This is a genomic window from Massilia sp. W12 (genome assembly GCF_037300705.1).
Lineage (GTDB): Bacteria > Pseudomonadota > Gammaproteobacteria > Burkholderiales > Burkholderiaceae_D > JACPVY01.
The window spans coordinates 2553102-2567799 of sequence record NZ_CP147776.1 but is presented as its reverse complement, the minus strand read 5'-3'; the positions used below and the strand labels follow the sequence as shown (position 1 = coordinate 2567799).

Sequence of the window (14698 nt, the reverse complement as noted above, 5' to 3'; positions counted from 1 at the left end):
AGCGCCGGCAAGGCGCATTCTGACAGGACAGGAATTATGGAAAACGCAGTGATGGATGCGCTGATTGCGCCCGAAGGCCAGCTTGAAGTCTTGTCCAAAGCCGAAGTCAATAAATTGCTCGACACCAGTCAGAGCGGTTTATATACGATTTTCCGTAACTGCGCGCTGGCGGTCTTGAACTGCGGCAGCACAATCGACGATGGCCGCGAGTTGCTGGAACGCTATGCCGGTTTTCAGGTTTCGATTTTGCAGCGCGAACGCGGCATCAAACTCGATCTGAAAGGCGCGCCGGCGCTGGCCTTTGTCGAAGGCAAGATGATCAAGGGGATTCACGAGCATTTATTCGCCGTATTGCGCGACATCATCTATGTCAGCGACCAGATCAATGACAATCACCGCTTTGATTTGAACACCACAGAAGGCATTACCGATGCGGTGTTTCATATCTTGCGCAATGCGAATCTGCTCAAGCCTATGCTTAACCCGAATCTGGTGGTGTGCTGGGGCGGGCATTCGATCAGCCGTGATGAATACAACTACACCAAGAAAGTCGGCTATCAGTTAGGTTTGCGCGGTTTGGATATTTGCACCGGCTGCGGCCCTGGCGCGATGAAAGGGCCGATGAAAGGCGCCACCATCGGTCACGCCAAGCAGCGCTTGCAGGGCGGGCGTTATATCGGTTTGTCTGAGCCTGGCATCATCGCCGCCGAATCGCCCAATCCGATTGTGAATGATCTGGTGATCATGCCGGACATTGAAAAACGGCTGGAAGGTTTTGTCCGCTTAGGGCATGGCATCATCGTGTTCCCCGGCGGGGCCGGCACAGCAGAAGAGATTTTGTATATCCTGGGCATTTTGCTGCATCCCGAAAACGCCGATATGCCATTCCCGCTGCTGTTTACCGGGCCGGAGGACAGCCGCGCGTATTTCGAGCAAATTCACGCCTTTATCGGCGCCACGCTGGGGCCGGCAGCACAGGCGCGCTACAAAATCATCATCAATGATCCTGAAGCCGTGGCCGTGGAAATGGTGGAAGGCATCAAAGTCGTGCGCGAATACCGCAAGAGCATTGGCGATGCTTATTATTTCAACTGGCGTTTGAAAATCGATCCGGAATTCCAGCGCCCCTTTATTCCAAATCACGCCAATATGCGCAGCCTGCGTTTGCATAAAAACCAGGAAAGCCACCAATTGGCCGCCAATCTGCGCCGCGCCTTCTCCGGCGTGGTGGCGGGGAATGTGAAAGCGGACGGGATTGCAGAGATCGAGCGGCACGGCATCTTTGAAATCCATGGCGACAGTGAGTTGATGGAGCATATGGATGCTTTACTGACTTCCTTTGTCAAACAGCACCGCATGAAATTGCCGGGCAAGGCGTATCAACCCTGTTATCGCGTCGTCAAATAATTGTGACGCTGCAAGCCTGCTGGCATTTCGCCAAAACGCTGGGCCTGTTCGGGCTGAGCGCTTTGGCTGAAATTGCCGGCTGCTATCTCACTTGGCTGGTCTGCAAACAGGGCAAGTCTGCGTTGCTGCTGTTTCCCGCCGCGCTGGCGCTGGCAGCCTTTGCCTGGTTGCTGAGCTTGCATCCGAATGCCGCCGCGCGCGTGTATGCGGCCTATGGCGGGGTGTATATCGGCGTGGCCTTGCTTTGGCTGCGCTGGGTGGATGGGGTGTTGTTGAGCAAGTGGGATGTGGCCGGGGCCATGATTGCCTTGCTGGGCATGGCATTGATTGCGCTGCAACCAGCGCAATCCTGATCAAGTGCAAGTCAAGACTGTTCTTCGATTGTCGCGCCCGCTTTGATCGACGGCATCAAGAGCAGGCGCGTGCCGGCCAGTCTGTCGTGCATGAAGCGGCGCTCTTTATCCAAAAACGCCAGACATCCCCACAGCAAAAAACCGGCAGGCAGCAGCCATAAAGTAGGCAGCAAAGGGGCCGGGAACAATTGTCCCAGCAAAAACGCCGGCATAAACCACATCCAGCATAAAACATAGCGCAGCACTAACTGCAGCAAGCGCGGCGGCTGGCCATATTGATCCGTCAATTTGATACGCCAGGTTTGCATCGCCAGCGTTTGCCCGCCTTTGCGCCAAAACACGATGAAATACGCGCCGATCACCAGAAACAGCCAGGCTTCACGCGCGTGCCGGTGCAATAAAGCATGCCGGCTGTTGGTGAGAATATCGAATAGCGCGGCAGCGACAAAAATCACCGCCAGCAATAGAAAACTTTCATACACCATGCACATCAAGCGCCGGCGCAAACTTGGCGCCGGCAGGGTGGGAGTTACAGTGCTCATATCCGATTATTTGGCAGGAGGGGTGGCTGCGGGCGCTGCGGTCGGGCTTGCCGTCGCCGCAAGCGGTGGCGCTGGCGGCGCAGTCAAGGGCGCGGTGGCGAGCGGAACCGGGGTGGGCGAGAGCGGCGGCGCAGTCGCTGCCGCGCCTGGCGTTGGCGTCGGGCTGACTTTTTTCGGCGCAAGCCGGGCTTTATCCAGCGATTTTTTCACCGGCACTTCCGACTGCGGCTTGTGATTCGGCTCAGGCAGATTGGTCAGGCGCTTCGCCGCCGGCCTGGTTTCTTGCACCAGCTTTTTCTTTTGCTCTTCCGGCAATTGCTGATATTGCTGCCATTGCTCGCTCTTGTTCTGGGACGCGATTTTTTTCGCGCGGGCATAATTTTCACGCGCGATTCTGCGTTGTTCCGGGCTTAATTTAACCCACTCGCGCATGCGCTGCTGAATCCGGGCCTGCTCTTCCGGCTTTTTGGAAGGATAGATCTGCGCCACTTCCAGCCACTTGCCTTTGCGCGTTTCTTCCATCTTGTCCCATTCTGCGGCGAGTGGGGCCAAGGCTTGCTTTTGCAATGGACTCAATTCCTGCCAACGCAGGTTTTTCACGGCCAGCACGGCGGATGCGACGCTGGCGGCGGCTTTGGCCGGCTTTGGCGTGGTTTTCGGCGTTGGTGCGGGTTTTAACGGCGGCGGATTGAGCAGGGCAGGGCCGGGCGCCGGTGGTTGTGTGGCTTGCCGGCTTTTCTGCGGCATGGCCGGCTTGGCTGGCGTTGCGCCGGGCTTGGCTGCAGCGCCGGCGGGTATCGGGCTGGGGCTGGGGCTGGCGACAGGACTGGCCAGCAGGCCGGGAGTTGGGGGCAGAGATGCGGACGCCGCCGGCATGGCGGCAGGAACGGCGGGCGTCGGCGTACTGGCGGCAGGGCTGGGCGCCGCACTTTGCGCCATGCTCATCAAGGGCAGGGCGCAGAGCAGGGTCTGCAGACAAACCCGGCTGGTGCGCGCAAGCAAACAAGCAGATTTCATCGAATCCAGGAATAAAGGCACTATGGCTTATTCTCCACGTTTGGCCAGATAGGCGTTAAAACCGTGATCGAGATAAGCGGAAGGCGGCAATTCGTCTGCCAGCACTTCAGCGTCGATTTCTGCGATTTCGGAAATATGTTGCTGCTCTTCGACTTGCCACAGAACGGTCAGACCGAGCGCCAGGGCCACCAGCGGCAGCGCCAGACCCATGCGGCGCAGCCAGCTGATGGAATCGTCAAATGCGGATTGCACGCCGCCCGCCAGCGCTTGGCGGCGCACCGTGATTGTAAGAGGGGAATCGGGTTTTTTGCGGGCCAGCGCAGCGCGGCGCGCTTGGGCTAAGCGGTCGAGTTTGGCTTGCGGCATGGCTTCCAGCCCGTCATTGAGGGCTTGCCGCACGCGCAGTACGGCATTGAATTCCTGTTGCGTGTTCATAAATGTATTCCTTTCGCTTTCAGCGCTTGCGCCAGCGTATGCGTGGCGCGTGAGCAGTGCGTTTTCACACTGCCCTCTGAGCAGCCCATCGCTGCTGCTGTTTCCGCTAAATCCATATCTTGCCAGTAACGCATGAGAAAGGCTTCGCGTTGACGCGCTGGCAGTTTTTGCACTTCCTGCTCAATCATTGCCAACACCTGCATTCTTTCCACATGGTCAGCCGCAGATTCGGCGGCCTGACTGCCTTCCTCGGCTTCAATTGTTTCCAGCACGTCGAACTCTTCATGCTCGTCGCCGCCGCCCATGCTGGAAAACAGGCTGACCCAGGTATTGCGCACTTTTTCACGGCGGAAAAAATCCAGAATCGTGTTTTGCAAAATACGCTGGAACAGCAGCGGCAACTCCTGTGCCGGTTTGTCGCCATACTTCTCGGCCAGCTTGATCATTGCATCCTGCACAATGTCAAACGCAGCCTCATCGCGCCGCACCGCATACACCGCCTGTTTAAAGGCGCGCCGCTCAACGCTTTCGAGGAAGTCGGAAAGTTCTTTATCAGTTGCCATGCAATGCACTGCTTTGAGTGTGCAGTGTTCTGTAAGGTTCAAAAGGAATACGGGCGCGCCCAGACGCGCCGCCGCGCATTATACCTGCAAGCTTTGGCGATAGAGTGAATTACATAGCAGGACAACAAGATTGCGCGAAGCGTGAGCCGCGCTGCGGGTGCGCGCAGGGGCCATCCCCCGGCTCATCTTGCTGCTGTGCAAAATGCGGCATTTTGCATGAGCTTGCCTGCACAGTGCTGGAAAGAATTTGCATGAAACAGCAAATTTGACTTGACCGGGATGCTGCGGCGCGGTAACGTGGTCATGCTTCATATCCTTGAAGCCCCATGGTCTGGTTGTCTGCCGCACACAAAGTTGCAGGCCATCCGACCCCGCTTTTTCATATATTGAGCATTTTTGCCTTGACCCGCGTCACAAGCGCGAGAGTTGGCAGTTGCCTGTTGATGATGCGGTGAAACGAACCGGAACTGAATGTCTTTGGCGGCGCACGACAGTTGCGTGCAACACTGACAGGGGGAACCATACCAAGGGACGCCGACAGACTCGCTGGCACACTCCACTCGCCGGGAAGGGCATCCGATCAATCTCCTATGGACCTTGAAAGGACTGACAAATGAGTCTTGACACAAATGCCGAGGCAACGGGCGCGGAAATCGTCGTGCGTTGTCTGGCCGAAGAGGGCGTTGAGCACGTCTTTGGCTACCCCGGCGGCGCCGTACTGTATATCTACGACGCAATCTTCAAACAAAACAAATTCCGCCACATTCTGGTGCGGCATGAGCAGGCTGCCGTGCATGCGGCTGACGCCTACTCGCGCAGCTCGCAAAAGGTCGGCGTGGCGATTGTCACCTCCGGCCCCGGCGTCACCAATGCCGTCACCGGCTTGTCCACCGCCTATATGGATTCGATTCCGATGGTGGTGATTTCCGGCCAGGTGCCCAGCCATGCGATTGGCCAGGACGCTTTTCAGGAATGCGACACAGTGGGCATCACACGGCCCTGCGTCAAGCATAACTTCCTGGTCAAAGATGTGCGCGACCTGGCGCTGACCTTGAAAAAAGCGTTTTATATCGCCAAAACAGGCCGTCCCGGCCCGGTGTTAGTGGATATTCCCAAAGACATCACGATGCATAAATGCGCCTTCGATTATCCCAAGGAAATCGAAATGCGCTCTTACCGTCCGGTCGATAAAGGCCACGCCGGCCAGATCCGCAAAGCGGTGCAATTACTGCTGTCAGCGGAACGCCCCATGATTTACACCGGCGGCGGGGTGATTTTGGCGAATGCCTCAGGCGAACTCAACCGCCTGGTGGACAAGCTCGGCTTTCCCTGCACCAACACGCTGATGGGCTTAGGCGCCTACCGCGCCTCCAGTTCGCATTTTGTCGGCATGCCCGGCATGCACGGCACATATGAAGCGAATATGGCGATGCAGCATTGCGATGTGCTGATCGCAATCGGTGCGCGCTTTGATGACCGTGTCATCGGCAATCCGCGTCACTTTGCCAGCAACCCGCGCAAAATCATCCATATTGACATCGATCCGTCTTCCATCTCGAAGCGGGTGAAAGTCGATATTCCGATTGTCGGCAATGTCAAAGATGTGCTGGTGGAATTGCTGTCACAGCTTGAAACAGCGGAAAGCAAACCGAATCAGGCCGCTTTGTCAGCCTGGTGGAAACAGATTCAAGAGTGGCGCAGCCGTGAATGTCTGGCCTACAGCCCTTCGGATGAAGTGATCAAACCGCAAAGCGTGGTGCAAAAAGTGTGGGAAGTGACCAAGGGCGACGCCTTCATCACATCCGACGTCGGCCAGCACCAGATGTGGGCGGCGCAGTATTACGGCTTTGATAAACCGCGCCGCTGGATCAATTCCGGCGGACTGGGCACCATGGGCGTCGGCTTGCCTTACGCCATGGGCGTGCAGCTGGCCAATCCGGACGCAACCGTCGCCTGCATCACCGGCGAAGGTTCAATCCAGATGTGTATTCAAGAGCTGGCCACCTGTAAGCAATACCGCTTATCGCCGAAAATCATCCTGCTTAACAACCGCTTTCTGGGCATGGTGCGGCAATGGCAGCAAATTGACTACGGCGGCCGTTATGCCGAGTCGTATATGGATTCCCTGCCGGATTTCTGCAAACTGGCTGAAGCCTATGGCCATGTCGGCATGCATATTGAAAAACCGGGCGATGTCGAAGGCGCTTTGCGTGAAGCTTTCGCCATGAAAGACCGTCTGGTGTTCATGAATTTCATCACTGACCAGACGGAAAACGTCTGGCCCATGGTGAAGGCGGGCAAGGGCCTGACCGAAATGCTGCTCGGTTCGGAGGATCTGTAATGCGACACATCATCTCTATTCTGGTGGAAAACGAAGCCGGCGCGCTCTCGCGTGTGGTGGGGCTGTTCTCAGCGCGCGGCTACAACATCGAAACCCTGACTGTGGCCCCGACTGAGGACGACACCCTGTCGCGTATGACGATTGTCACCGTCGGCTCAGATGACATCATCGAGCAAATCACCAAGCACTTGAACCGCTTAATTGAAGTGGTGAAAGTGGTGGATTTGACCGAGGGCGCGCATATTGAACGTGAACTGATGCTCATCAAAGTACGCGCCGTGGGCAAAGAGCGGGAAGAAATGAAGCGCACCGCCGACATTTTCCGTGGCCGCATCATCGATGTCACCGAAAAAACCTACACCATCGAACTGACCGGCAATAAGGGCAAATTGGATGCCTTTATCGACGCCATCGACCGCGCCGCGATTTTGGAAACGGTGCGCACCGGCGGCTCCGGCATCGGACGCGGCGAACGCATATTGAAAGTGTGAGCCAGGCTCACCCGCACGGCACATCAACAGATATTTTTGAATGGAATACAAATGAAAGTTTTTTACGACAAGGATTGTGATCTCTCTTTGATCAAGGGCAAAAATGTGGCCATCATCGGCTATGGTTCGCAAGGTCATGCACATGCGCAAAATCTGCATGAATCCGGCGTCAATGTCACTGTTGGCCTGCGCCGTGGCGGCGCGTCCTGGGCCAAGGTGGAAAAAGCCGGCCTGAAAGTGGCGGAAGTCAATGATGCGGTGCGCGAAGCGGATGTGATCATGATCTTGCTGCCGGATGAAAACATCGCCCAGGTCTATCAGGAAAACGTGGCCCCGCACGCCAAGCAGGGCGCCGTGCTGGCCTTTGCCCACGGTTTCAATGTGCATTACGGTCAGGTCGCGCCGCGCGCTGATCTGGATGTGATCATGGTGGCGCCGAAAGCGCCGGGCCATACCGTGCGCAACACCTACAGCCAGGGCGGCGGCGTGCCGCACCTGGTGGCGGTGTATCAAGACAAATCCGGCCATGCGCGCGACATCGCCTTGTCCTACGCTATGGCCAATGGCGGCGGGCGCGCCGGCATCATTGAAACCACCTTCCGCGAAGAAACCGAAACCGATTTGTTTGGCGAACAGGCCGTGCTGTGCGGCGGCGCGGTGGAGCTGATCAAAGCCGGCTTTGAAACCCTGGTGGAAGCCGGTTATGCGCCGGAAATGGCTTACTTTGAATGCCTGCACGAGCTGAAATTGATCGTCGATCTGATTTATGAAGGCGGCATTGCCAATATGAATTACTCGATCTCCAACAATGCCGAATATGGTGAATACGTGACCGGGCCGAAAGTGGTCACCGCGCAAACCAAGGACGCCATGCGTCAAGCCCTGAAAGACATCCAGACCGGTGAATACGCCAAGAGCTTCATTCTGGAAAACAAGGCTGGCGCGCCGACCCTGACCGCACGCCGCCGCTTGACTGCCGAGCATGAAATCGAGCAAGTCGGCGCCAAGCTGCGCGCAATGATGCCGTGGATCGCCAAAAACAAGCTGGTGGATCAATCGCGCAACTGATATTTTTGCGTGAGATCAAAACGGCGGCCAGATGGCCGCCGTTTTTGCTTGAGGCGGCGGCAACAGACTTCTACAATCAAATTATCTTCGACAACCGGAGACTGGCATGCAAGTGCAATGGCGGCTTTTGATCGCCTGTGGCGGCTTGGCATTCTGGGCGCAGTCCGCAGCCGGGCTGCAGCTGACCACAGAAGAATATCCTCCCTTCAATATGCGCGAACTCAAAAGCGGCGCTGAAGTCTTGAGCGGGGTGTCGGTGGACAAAGTGCGCGAACTGATGCGCCGTGCGCAACAAAGTTATCAGATCAATCTGTATCCCTGGACCCGCGCCTACCAGCTGGCCCTGGTGCATGATGACAGCTGCGTGTTCTCCACCACCCGCACGCCGGAACGTGAAGCCCTGTTCAAATGGGTCGGCCCCCTGGTGCAAAACAATTGGACGGTGTTTGCGCGCGCCGATGACAAGCGGCGGCCACACAAGTTTGAAGACTTAAAACCTTATGTGATGGGCGGTTATCAAACCGATGCGGTTGGCGAATACTTGAAATTGCAGGGCTTGCAGGTCGATCTGGCTGCCAGCGACAGCGACAATCTGCGCAAATTGTTGTCAAAACGCTTCGATTATTGGGCTACCGGCGAATTGGCCGGTCATTGGCTGATTAAAAGTCATCAATTGCAAGGCAAAATTGTGCCTTTATTTAATTTCCGGCACACCAGCATGTACCTGGCTTGCAATATCAAGATGCCGCAGGACAAGATCACGCAATGGAATGCGATTTTGCGGGAAATGGAAAGAGATGGCACAGTGGAGGCGATTGAGAAGAAGTACCGGTAGTTGGTAATTTGATTGCAAATCTGTATTTTATGTCAGTGCAGGATGTGGGTTTCTCTTTTTTGTCGTGACTGTGCAGCCGCGGCATCGTCATTCCAGCATAGAGTCCGTTCATACATCCATTAGCCGAGGGCGGAAATCTATCGGCTGTGCGGAGTTCAAACGGCGCTTATTTGCGCAGAACCGGATTCCCGCCAAAAGAATGACGATGTAAGGTTGCGCGGCTGAATAAATACGTATTGTCTGGCGTGATGCAATGTGGCGCCGCCTGTTTATTTTGCAGTAGATAAAAATTGGGATTGGAAGGTGTTTGAAAAAATACAAAAGAATGTCATTGAAGATTATTTCTTGCAGTAGTGTTGTTGTTATGCATTTCTTTTATTTTGTAAGTAGTGCATTTATGAACTGCGAATGTGTACATTTCATGAACTTGAATTAGCGCCATTTCGGGGTGAAATAATCTTTCCCTTTTTTTGATCAAAATAATAACCGCAGTTTTTTTTGCGCCTTTTTCCTGAATAAAACGCTGTTGCAGGTTTTTTTGCATGCTAATATGCAGAACTAAATGCAAATGCTGACTTTATTTGTGCATGCTTTGAAATAGACATCGATACTGAAGGTGAGTTAAGCCGCAGGTGACTATTCAGCCCCTGCATCGCCATTTCCACGAAAGAAGCTGTCGTCAAAGAGCTGAACGGCCTTGATCGATCAACAGTCAAGCAAGCTGATTGCACAAGGCTGGATTCCCGCTCAAGACATGTGGAAATGACGGCGTGAGGATCAGCGATTGAATATAGTTAATTCACCTCGTCACAGCCTGTTATGAGGGGTATCCGCTCGCGTTTTTTGCGTCTTGACATCGTCATCCCGTAAACAGCCAAGAACGCATGCGAGGCTTCCACCAGCAGCCATGCTGATGATGCATCGAAAGATTATTGTGGCGCCAAGATATTTTATCAGTCACCGGATCTCATTTGAGGGGAAATGCCATCGCCTATGAATGGTGATTATGTGCAGTGAATAAACCGGGAATGCATTTATTCGGAAACATGGCGCGTAAGGCGGCTGCGCCATTTATCTATCAAAGCCGCTTATAAGGAGATGAAAATGTTTGTGAAATTGAATAAAAAAGTTGCAGTGTTTCTGTTGGCATTGGGTGCTTCCGCCAGTCTGGCCTGGGCTTATCCGCCGGGACAATATTATTGCTGCAAAGCGGATTGCCGTGACGCATATCCGAACGGCGGCAGCGCTTACAACGCCTGCATGAGCGACTGCCTGCAACGCGGCGGCTGCCTGCAGTGATCTTGGGGCGGCACTGATACGCTATCAGCTGGATATGGCGCAGTTTATCCAGCTGATTTTCATTTTGGCAATAAAATCCAAGTGAGGGAGAGAATATGCGTTTGCACAAAAAATTAGCCGCCTGTCTGCTCTTGGCCGCAGTGGGCTTTGGCAGCGGCGCCAGCCTGGCGCATGCCGAAGACAATGCCGGCTGTTGTATCGACTATTGCAGCATTGTGGCGCCAGGCCCGTGGTTTGATCACTGCATGCAGACTTGCCCAAGTCTGCCGCTTTGCCAGACCTAAGGCTTTACAAGCTGACTGCAGATGCTGCAGTCAGCTTGATTCCGCTCAATACTGGTGCTTATCCATCCTGATTTCTTGCAAGATGGTGGTGGAAATCTCTTCAATCGACTTAGCTGTGCTGGAAAGCCAGCGTATCCCTTCGCGCTTCATCAAGGCTTCCGCCTCATTCACTTCGTAGCGGCAATTTTCCAGGGTCGCATATTTGCTGCCGGGCAGGCGCTCATTGCGGATTTCAGACAGTCGCGAGGGCGTGATCGACAAACCGAAAATCTTGTGTTTGAACTGCGGCAGCACAGATGGCAGGCGGCCGCGCTCAAAGTCGTCCGGCACCAAAGGATAATTGGCCGCCTTGATGCCATATTGCATCGCCAGATACAAGCTGGTCGGGGTTTTGCCGCAACGCGAAACGCCCACCAGAATCACATCCGCCTCCTGCAAATTCTTATTCGACTGGCCATCATCGTGCGCCAGCGAAAAATTGATCGCCTCAATGCGGTTTTTATACGCGTCGCTGTCAGAAATATTGTGTGAGCGGCCTATCGTGTGGGTGGACTTGACGCCCAATTCCTGTTCCAGCGGGCCGACAAAGGTCTGGATCAAATCCATATAGACGCTGTTGGATTTGCGCACCACTTCCGACAGTTCTGCTTTGACCAGGGTGGAAAAACACAGCGGCGGCAAACCATCACGCTGCTGCGCCTCATTGATGCGCCGCACCGCTTCATGCGCTTTGTCTATGCTGTCGATGAAGGGGAGGCGGATTTCGCGAAAACGTAACTCAAACTGGGTAAGTACAGCATGACCAAAGGTTTCTGCCGTGATCCCGGTGCCGTCTGAGACAAAAAAAACCGTGCGCGTGGCGCCTGTCTGGTGTGGGGTGCTCATGATCAATTCCGCTTGAAGCCTTGCAAAGTCTGCATTGTGCACTGTAATTCCGCGCTGCAGGTTGTAAAATGGCGCTCATTGAAGCAATTTAGCCCGCTGTTGTCATAAAAACCAGAAAAAAAGCACGGGCTGCGCTGCGCGTACAGATTTCTTTTCACACTCTAAGGGTAATCATGACAAACGCAGCACTGACGGATGGCACGTATGTGGCTTCCTTTGATGCGCTCAGAATGACGGATGTCGAGCGCGTAGGCGGAAAAAACGCCTCTTTGGGCGAAATGATCAGTCAACTTGCAGCCAGCGGCGTGCGGGTGCCGGGCGGTTTCGCCACCACGGCGGCCGCCTTCCGCGATTTCCTGGCCTATCGCAGTGATGGCCCCAGCATCGCCGAAAAGATTGATCAGCGCCTGGCTGATTTGAATGTGGACGATGTGCGCGCACTGGCGCAAGCCGGCGCTGAGATCCGCCAATGGATTATCGACACGCCTTTCCAGCCGCGCCTGGAAGAGGAAATCCGCCAGTTTTATCAAGCCCTGGTGGCTGACTCCAGCGCAGAAATGAGCTTTGCAGTGCGCTCCTCGGCCACGGCGGAAGATTTGCCAGACGCCTCCTTCGCCGGCCAGCAGGAAACATTCCTGAACGTGGTTGGCATTGAGCATATCCTCGAAGCCATCAAACATGTCTTCGCCTCTCTCTACAACGACCGCGCCATTTCTTATCGTGTGCACAAGGGCTTCAAGCACGCCGATGTCGCGCTTTCCGCCGGCGTACAGCGCATGGTGCGTTCCGATTTGGGCGCCGCCGGCGTGATGTTCACACTGGATACGGAATCCGGCTTTAACGATGTGGTGTTCATCACGTCCAGCTATGGCCTGGGCGAAACGGTGGTGCAGGGCGCAGTGAATCCGGATGAATTTTATGTGCACAAGCCGATGCTGGCCGCCGGCAAGGCGTCGGTGATCCGGCGCAATATCGGTTCCAAGCTGATCAAGATGGAATTCACGCAGGAAGCCAAGGCCGGTCGCAGCGTCAAGACGGTGGACGTGCCGCTGGAGTTGCGCAACCGCTATTCGCTCAATGATGATGAAGTGGTGGAACTGGCCAAGTACGCCATGATCATTGAAAAGCATTACGCCCGCCCGATGGATATCGAATGGGGTAAGGATGGCCGCGATGGCAAGCTCTATATTCTGCAGGCGCGCCCGGAAACGGTGAAGTCGCAGCAAAAAGGCGACGCACAACAACGCTTTAAGCTCAAGGGTAGCGGCACAGTGCTGGTCTCGGGCCGCGCCATCGGCCAGAAAATCGGCGCCGGCCCCGTGCGTGTGATTCACGACCCCTCTGAAATGGAGCGCGTGCAGCCGGGCGATGTGCTGGTGGCGGATATGACCGACCCGAACTGGGAGCCGGTGATGAAGCGGGCGGCGGCGATTGTCACCAACCGTGGCGGTCGCACTTGCCATGCGGCGATTATTGCGCGTGAATTGGGTGTGCCGGCTGTGGTGGGATGTGGCGACGCCACTGAAGTCTTAAGCGATGGCGCACTGGTCACGGTGTCCTGCGCGGAAGGCGATGAGGGCCGGATTTACGACGGCTTGCTGGAAACCGAAGTCAGCGAAGTCGAACGCGGCGTGCTGCCGGAATTGCCGGTCAAGATCATGATGAATGTGGGCAATCCGCAATTGGCCTTTGATTTCCAGAATATCCCGAATGGCGGGGTGGGCTTGGCGCGTCTGGAATTCATCATCAACAACAATATTGGCGTGCATCCGAAAGCGATTCTGGAATATCCGAACGTGGATGCTGATCTGAAGAAAGCGGTCGAATCGGTGGCGCGCGGCCACGCTTCCCCGCGCGCATTCTACGTCGATAAGCTGACCGAAGGCGTGGCCACCATCGCCGCCGCTTTCTGGCCCAAGCCGGTGATTGTGCGCCTGTCTGACTTCAAGTCGAATGAATATAAAAAACTGATCGGCGGCTCGCGCTATGAGCCGGATGAAGAAAATCCAATGCTGGGCTTCCGTGGCGCAGCGCGCTATCTGGCGCAGGATTTCGCCGAATCTTTCGCCATGGAATGCGCCGCCATGAAACGGGTGCGCAATGATATGGGCTTGACCAATGTGGAAATCATGGTGCCCTTCGTCCGGACCTTGGGACAGGCTGAAAAAGTGGTCAACTTGCTGGCGCAAAATGGTTTGGTGCGTGGTGAAAATGGCCTGCGCCTGATCATGATGTGTGAAATTCCGTCCAACGCCATTCTGGCCGAGCAATTCCTGGAATACTTTGACGGTTTCTCGATCGGCTCGAATGATCTGACCCAGCTGACCTTGGGCCTGGATCGTGACTCCGGCATGGAATTGCTGGCGGCCGATTTTGATGAACGCGATCCGGCGGTGCGCGCACTGCTGTCGCGCGCGATTGCCGCTTGCCGCACACAGGGCAAATACATCGGCATTTGCGGTCAAGGCCCGTCTGATCACCCGGATTTCGCACGCTGGCTGATGGAAGAAGGGATTGCTTCCATTTCGCTTAATCCGGACACGGTAGTGGAAACCTGGCAGCAATTAGGCAAAGCCCGCTGATAAAACGGCAACAACGCAGCAAGCCCCATGTTCGCATGGGGCTTTTTTTACGCGGGTTTTATACCTTTGCTGCTAGTATAAGTTTGGCTCTGTGGAGGCCGAGAATTGAAGGAGACGGCGAAATGGAAAGTATTGCAGTTGGCGCTTGGATCAATTGGGCTGCACTGGCTGGATTCCTGGTGATTTGTGAATTATTAAGCGGCACTTTTTATCTGTTGATGTTGGCCCTTGGCATGGTGGCCGGCGCAGTGCTGGCGGCATTCAATTTTCCTCCCAGCGTGCAAATGCTGGGGGCGGCGCTGGTGGCGGTGATCGGCGTGGCCTGGTTGCATAACAGCCATTTAGGCTGGCATGCGCGGCGCGGCAACGATGCGGATGAAAGCTGGTCGCTTGATTTGGGGCAAAGCGTGCATGTGCAGAATTGGCGCTGCGAAGGCGGGCGCTTTGTGACGCGCATCAGTTACCGGGGCGCGGAATGGGATTGCGAGCTGCAGCAAGGCAAGCCGGTGGAGGGCGCGCGCTACCGTATTCAGCAAATGCGCGGCAATTGTTTGATTGTGATTCCGGAATAACGCTTTGGCCCGGCCTGCGCCGGG

The 14698-nt window shown here is 55.4% G+C and carries 16 protein-coding genes; 10 read left to right on the top strand and 6 right to left on the bottom strand.

Annotated features, from left to right (window positions below):
- Positions 1-36 precede the first annotated feature (36 nt).
- Complete coding sequence (ppnN, locus tag V8J88_RS10400) at positions 37-1407, top strand: nucleotide 5'-monophosphate nucleosidase PpnN (RefSeq protein ID WP_338849419.1); 1371 nt, start codon at positions 37-39, stop codon at positions 1405-1407.
- A gap of 2 nt (positions 1408-1409) precedes the next feature.
- The gene (locus V8J88_RS10395) at positions 1410-1760 is read left to right on the top strand and encodes a YnfA family protein (RefSeq protein WP_338849418.1); all 351 of its coding nucleotides are present in this window, start codon (positions 1410-1412) and stop codon (positions 1758-1760) included.
- Between the two features lie 11 nt (positions 1761-1771).
- Here V8J88_RS10395 and V8J88_RS10390 read toward each other — a convergent pair whose 3' ends face one another.
- Genes V8J88_RS10390 through V8J88_RS10375 form a run of 4 tightly spaced genes read right to left on the bottom strand, consistent with a single transcriptional unit; the run spans position 1772 to position 4317 of the window.
- Positions 1772-2302, bottom strand: a complete 531-nt coding sequence (locus V8J88_RS10390) for an RDD family protein (RefSeq protein ID WP_338849417.1) — start codon at positions 2300-2302, stop codon at positions 1772-1774.
- Between the two features lie 6 nt (positions 2303-2308).
- Positions 2309-3319, bottom strand: a complete 1011-nt coding sequence (locus V8J88_RS10385) for a DUF3106 domain-containing protein (protein WP_338849416.1) — start codon at positions 3317-3319, stop codon at positions 2309-2311.
- Between the two features lie 27 nt (positions 3320-3346).
- Positions 3347-3754 (bottom strand): DUF3619 family protein, encoded by a 408-nt coding sequence (locus V8J88_RS10380; RefSeq protein WP_338849415.1) that lies wholly within the window; start codon positions 3752-3754, stop codon positions 3347-3349.
- Positions 3751-4317: an RNA polymerase sigma factor gene (locus tag V8J88_RS10375; protein WP_338849414.1), complete on the bottom strand. Its 567-nt coding sequence runs from the start codon at positions 4315-4317 to the stop codon at positions 3751-3753. The genes V8J88_RS10380 and V8J88_RS10375 overlap by 4 nt, the downstream gene beginning before the upstream one ends.
- A 613-nt stretch (positions 4318-4930) precedes the next feature.
- Between V8J88_RS10375 and V8J88_RS10370 the strand changes: the two genes are divergently transcribed.
- The 4 genes from V8J88_RS10370 (at position 4931) to V8J88_RS10355 (ending at position 9052) form a co-directional block, all read left to right on the top strand.
- A complete protein-coding gene (locus V8J88_RS10370; protein WP_338849412.1) occupies positions 4931-6658 on the top strand; it encodes an acetolactate synthase 3 catalytic subunit in 1728 nt (575 codons plus the stop codon).
- Entirely contained in the window at positions 6658-7149 is a 492-nt protein-coding gene (gene ilvN / locus V8J88_RS10365) for an acetolactate synthase small subunit (protein WP_338849411.1), read from the top strand. Before V8J88_RS10370 ends, ilvN begins: the two co-directional genes overlap by 1 nt.
- 51 nt (positions 7150-7200) lie before the next feature.
- On the top strand, positions 7201-8217 hold the full coding sequence (ilvC, locus tag V8J88_RS10360; protein WP_338849409.1) for a ketol-acid reductoisomerase: 1017 nt from the start codon (positions 7201-7203) through the stop codon (positions 8215-8217).
- Positions 8218-8323: 106 nt separating this feature from the next.
- The gene (locus V8J88_RS10355; protein ID WP_338849408.1) at positions 8324-9052 is read left to right on the top strand and encodes an ABC transporter substrate-binding protein; all 729 of its coding nucleotides are present in this window, start codon (positions 8324-8326) and stop codon (positions 9050-9052) included.
- A 328-nt stretch (positions 9053-9380) separates the two neighbouring features.
- Here the strand turns inward: V8J88_RS10355 and V8J88_RS10350 are convergent, their stop codons facing one another.
- Positions 9381-9596 carry a hypothetical protein gene (locus V8J88_RS10350; protein ID WP_338849407.1) on the bottom strand — a complete coding sequence of 72 codons (216 nt, stop codon included), beginning with the start codon at positions 9594-9596 and terminating at the stop codon, positions 9381-9383.
- Between the two features lie 560 nt (positions 9597-10156).
- Here V8J88_RS10350 and V8J88_RS10345 point away from each other — a divergent pair.
- Both V8J88_RS10345 and V8J88_RS10340 read left to right on the top strand, forming a co-directional pair.
- Positions 10157-10351: a hypothetical protein gene (locus V8J88_RS10345; protein ID WP_338849406.1), complete on the top strand. Its 195-nt coding sequence runs from the start codon at positions 10157-10159 to the stop codon at positions 10349-10351.
- A gap of 95 nt (positions 10352-10446) precedes the next feature.
- Entirely contained in the window at positions 10447-10635 is a 189-nt protein-coding gene (locus tag V8J88_RS10340; protein WP_338849405.1) for a hypothetical protein, read from the top strand.
- 45 nt (positions 10636-10680) lie between these two features.
- On the opposite strand, the gene V8J88_RS10335 is transcribed toward V8J88_RS10340, so the two are convergent.
- Positions 10681-11520 carry a pyruvate, water dikinase regulatory protein gene (locus V8J88_RS10335; protein WP_338849404.1) on the bottom strand — a complete coding sequence of 280 codons (840 nt, stop codon included), beginning with the start codon at positions 11518-11520 and terminating at the stop codon, positions 10681-10683.
- A 173-nt stretch (positions 11521-11693) separates the two neighbouring features.
- Here V8J88_RS10335 and ppsA point away from each other — a divergent pair, with 173 nt between their 5' ends.
- Positions 11694-14102 carry a phosphoenolpyruvate synthase gene (gene ppsA / locus V8J88_RS10330; protein ID WP_338849402.1) on the top strand — a complete coding sequence of 803 codons (2409 nt, stop codon included), beginning with the start codon at positions 11694-11696 and terminating at the stop codon, positions 14100-14102.
- A 122-nt stretch (positions 14103-14224) separates the two neighbouring features.
- Complete coding sequence (locus tag V8J88_RS10325; protein WP_338849401.1) at positions 14225-14674, top strand: NfeD family protein; 450 nt, start codon at positions 14225-14227, stop codon at positions 14672-14674.
- The last annotated feature ends 24 nt before the right edge of the window (positions 14675-14698 follow it).

What these genes read in the sequence shown, in the direction of transcription:
- ppnN (WP_338849419.1), top strand. Translation starts at nt 37, where the DNA reads ATGGAAAACGCAGTGATGGATGCGCTGATTGCGCCCGAAGGCCAGCTT.
- V8J88_RS10390 (WP_338849417.1), bottom strand. Translation starts at nt 2,302, where the DNA reads ATGAGCACTGTAACTCCCACCCTGCCGGCGCCAAGTTTGCGCCGGCGC.
- V8J88_RS10385 (WP_338849416.1), bottom strand. Translation starts at nt 3,319, where the DNA reads ATGAAATCTGCTTGTTTGCTTGCGCGCACCAGCCGGGTTTGTCTGCAG.
- V8J88_RS10380 (WP_338849415.1), bottom strand. Translation starts at nt 3,754, where the DNA reads ATGAACACGCAACAGGAATTCAATGCCGTACTGCGCGTGCGGCAAGCC.
- V8J88_RS10375 (WP_338849414.1), bottom strand. Translation starts at nt 4,317, where the DNA reads ATGGCAACTGATAAAGAACTTTCCGACTTCCTCGAAAGCGTTGAGCGG.
- V8J88_RS10370 (WP_338849412.1), top strand. Translation starts at nt 4,931, where the DNA reads ATGAGTCTTGACACAAATGCCGAGGCAACGGGCGCGGAAATCGTCGTG.
- ilvN (WP_338849411.1), top strand. Translation starts at nt 6,658, where the DNA reads ATGCGACACATCATCTCTATTCTGGTGGAAAACGAAGCCGGCGCGCTC.
- ilvC (WP_338849409.1), top strand. Translation starts at nt 7,201, where the DNA reads ATGAAAGTTTTTTACGACAAGGATTGTGATCTCTCTTTGATCAAGGGC.
- V8J88_RS10355 (WP_338849408.1), top strand. Translation starts at nt 8,324, where the DNA reads ATGCAAGTGCAATGGCGGCTTTTGATCGCCTGTGGCGGCTTGGCATTC.
- V8J88_RS10350 (WP_338849407.1), bottom strand. Translation starts at nt 9,596, where the DNA reads ATGCAAAAAAACCTGCAACAGCGTTTTATTCAGGAAAAAGGCGCAAAA.
- V8J88_RS10345 (WP_338849406.1), top strand. Translation starts at nt 10,157, where the DNA reads ATGTTTGTGAAATTGAATAAAAAAGTTGCAGTGTTTCTGTTGGCATTG.
- V8J88_RS10340 (WP_338849405.1), top strand. Translation starts at nt 10,447, where the DNA reads ATGCGTTTGCACAAAAAATTAGCCGCCTGTCTGCTCTTGGCCGCAGTG.
- V8J88_RS10335 (WP_338849404.1), bottom strand. Translation starts at nt 11,520, where the DNA reads ATGAGCACCCCACACCAGACAGGCGCCACGCGCACGGTTTTTTTTGTC.
- ppsA (WP_338849402.1), top strand. Translation starts at nt 11,694, where the DNA reads ATGACAAACGCAGCACTGACGGATGGCACGTATGTGGCTTCCTTTGAT.
- V8J88_RS10325 (WP_338849401.1), top strand. Translation starts at nt 14,225, where the DNA reads ATGGAAAGTATTGCAGTTGGCGCTTGGATCAATTGGGCTGCACTGGCT.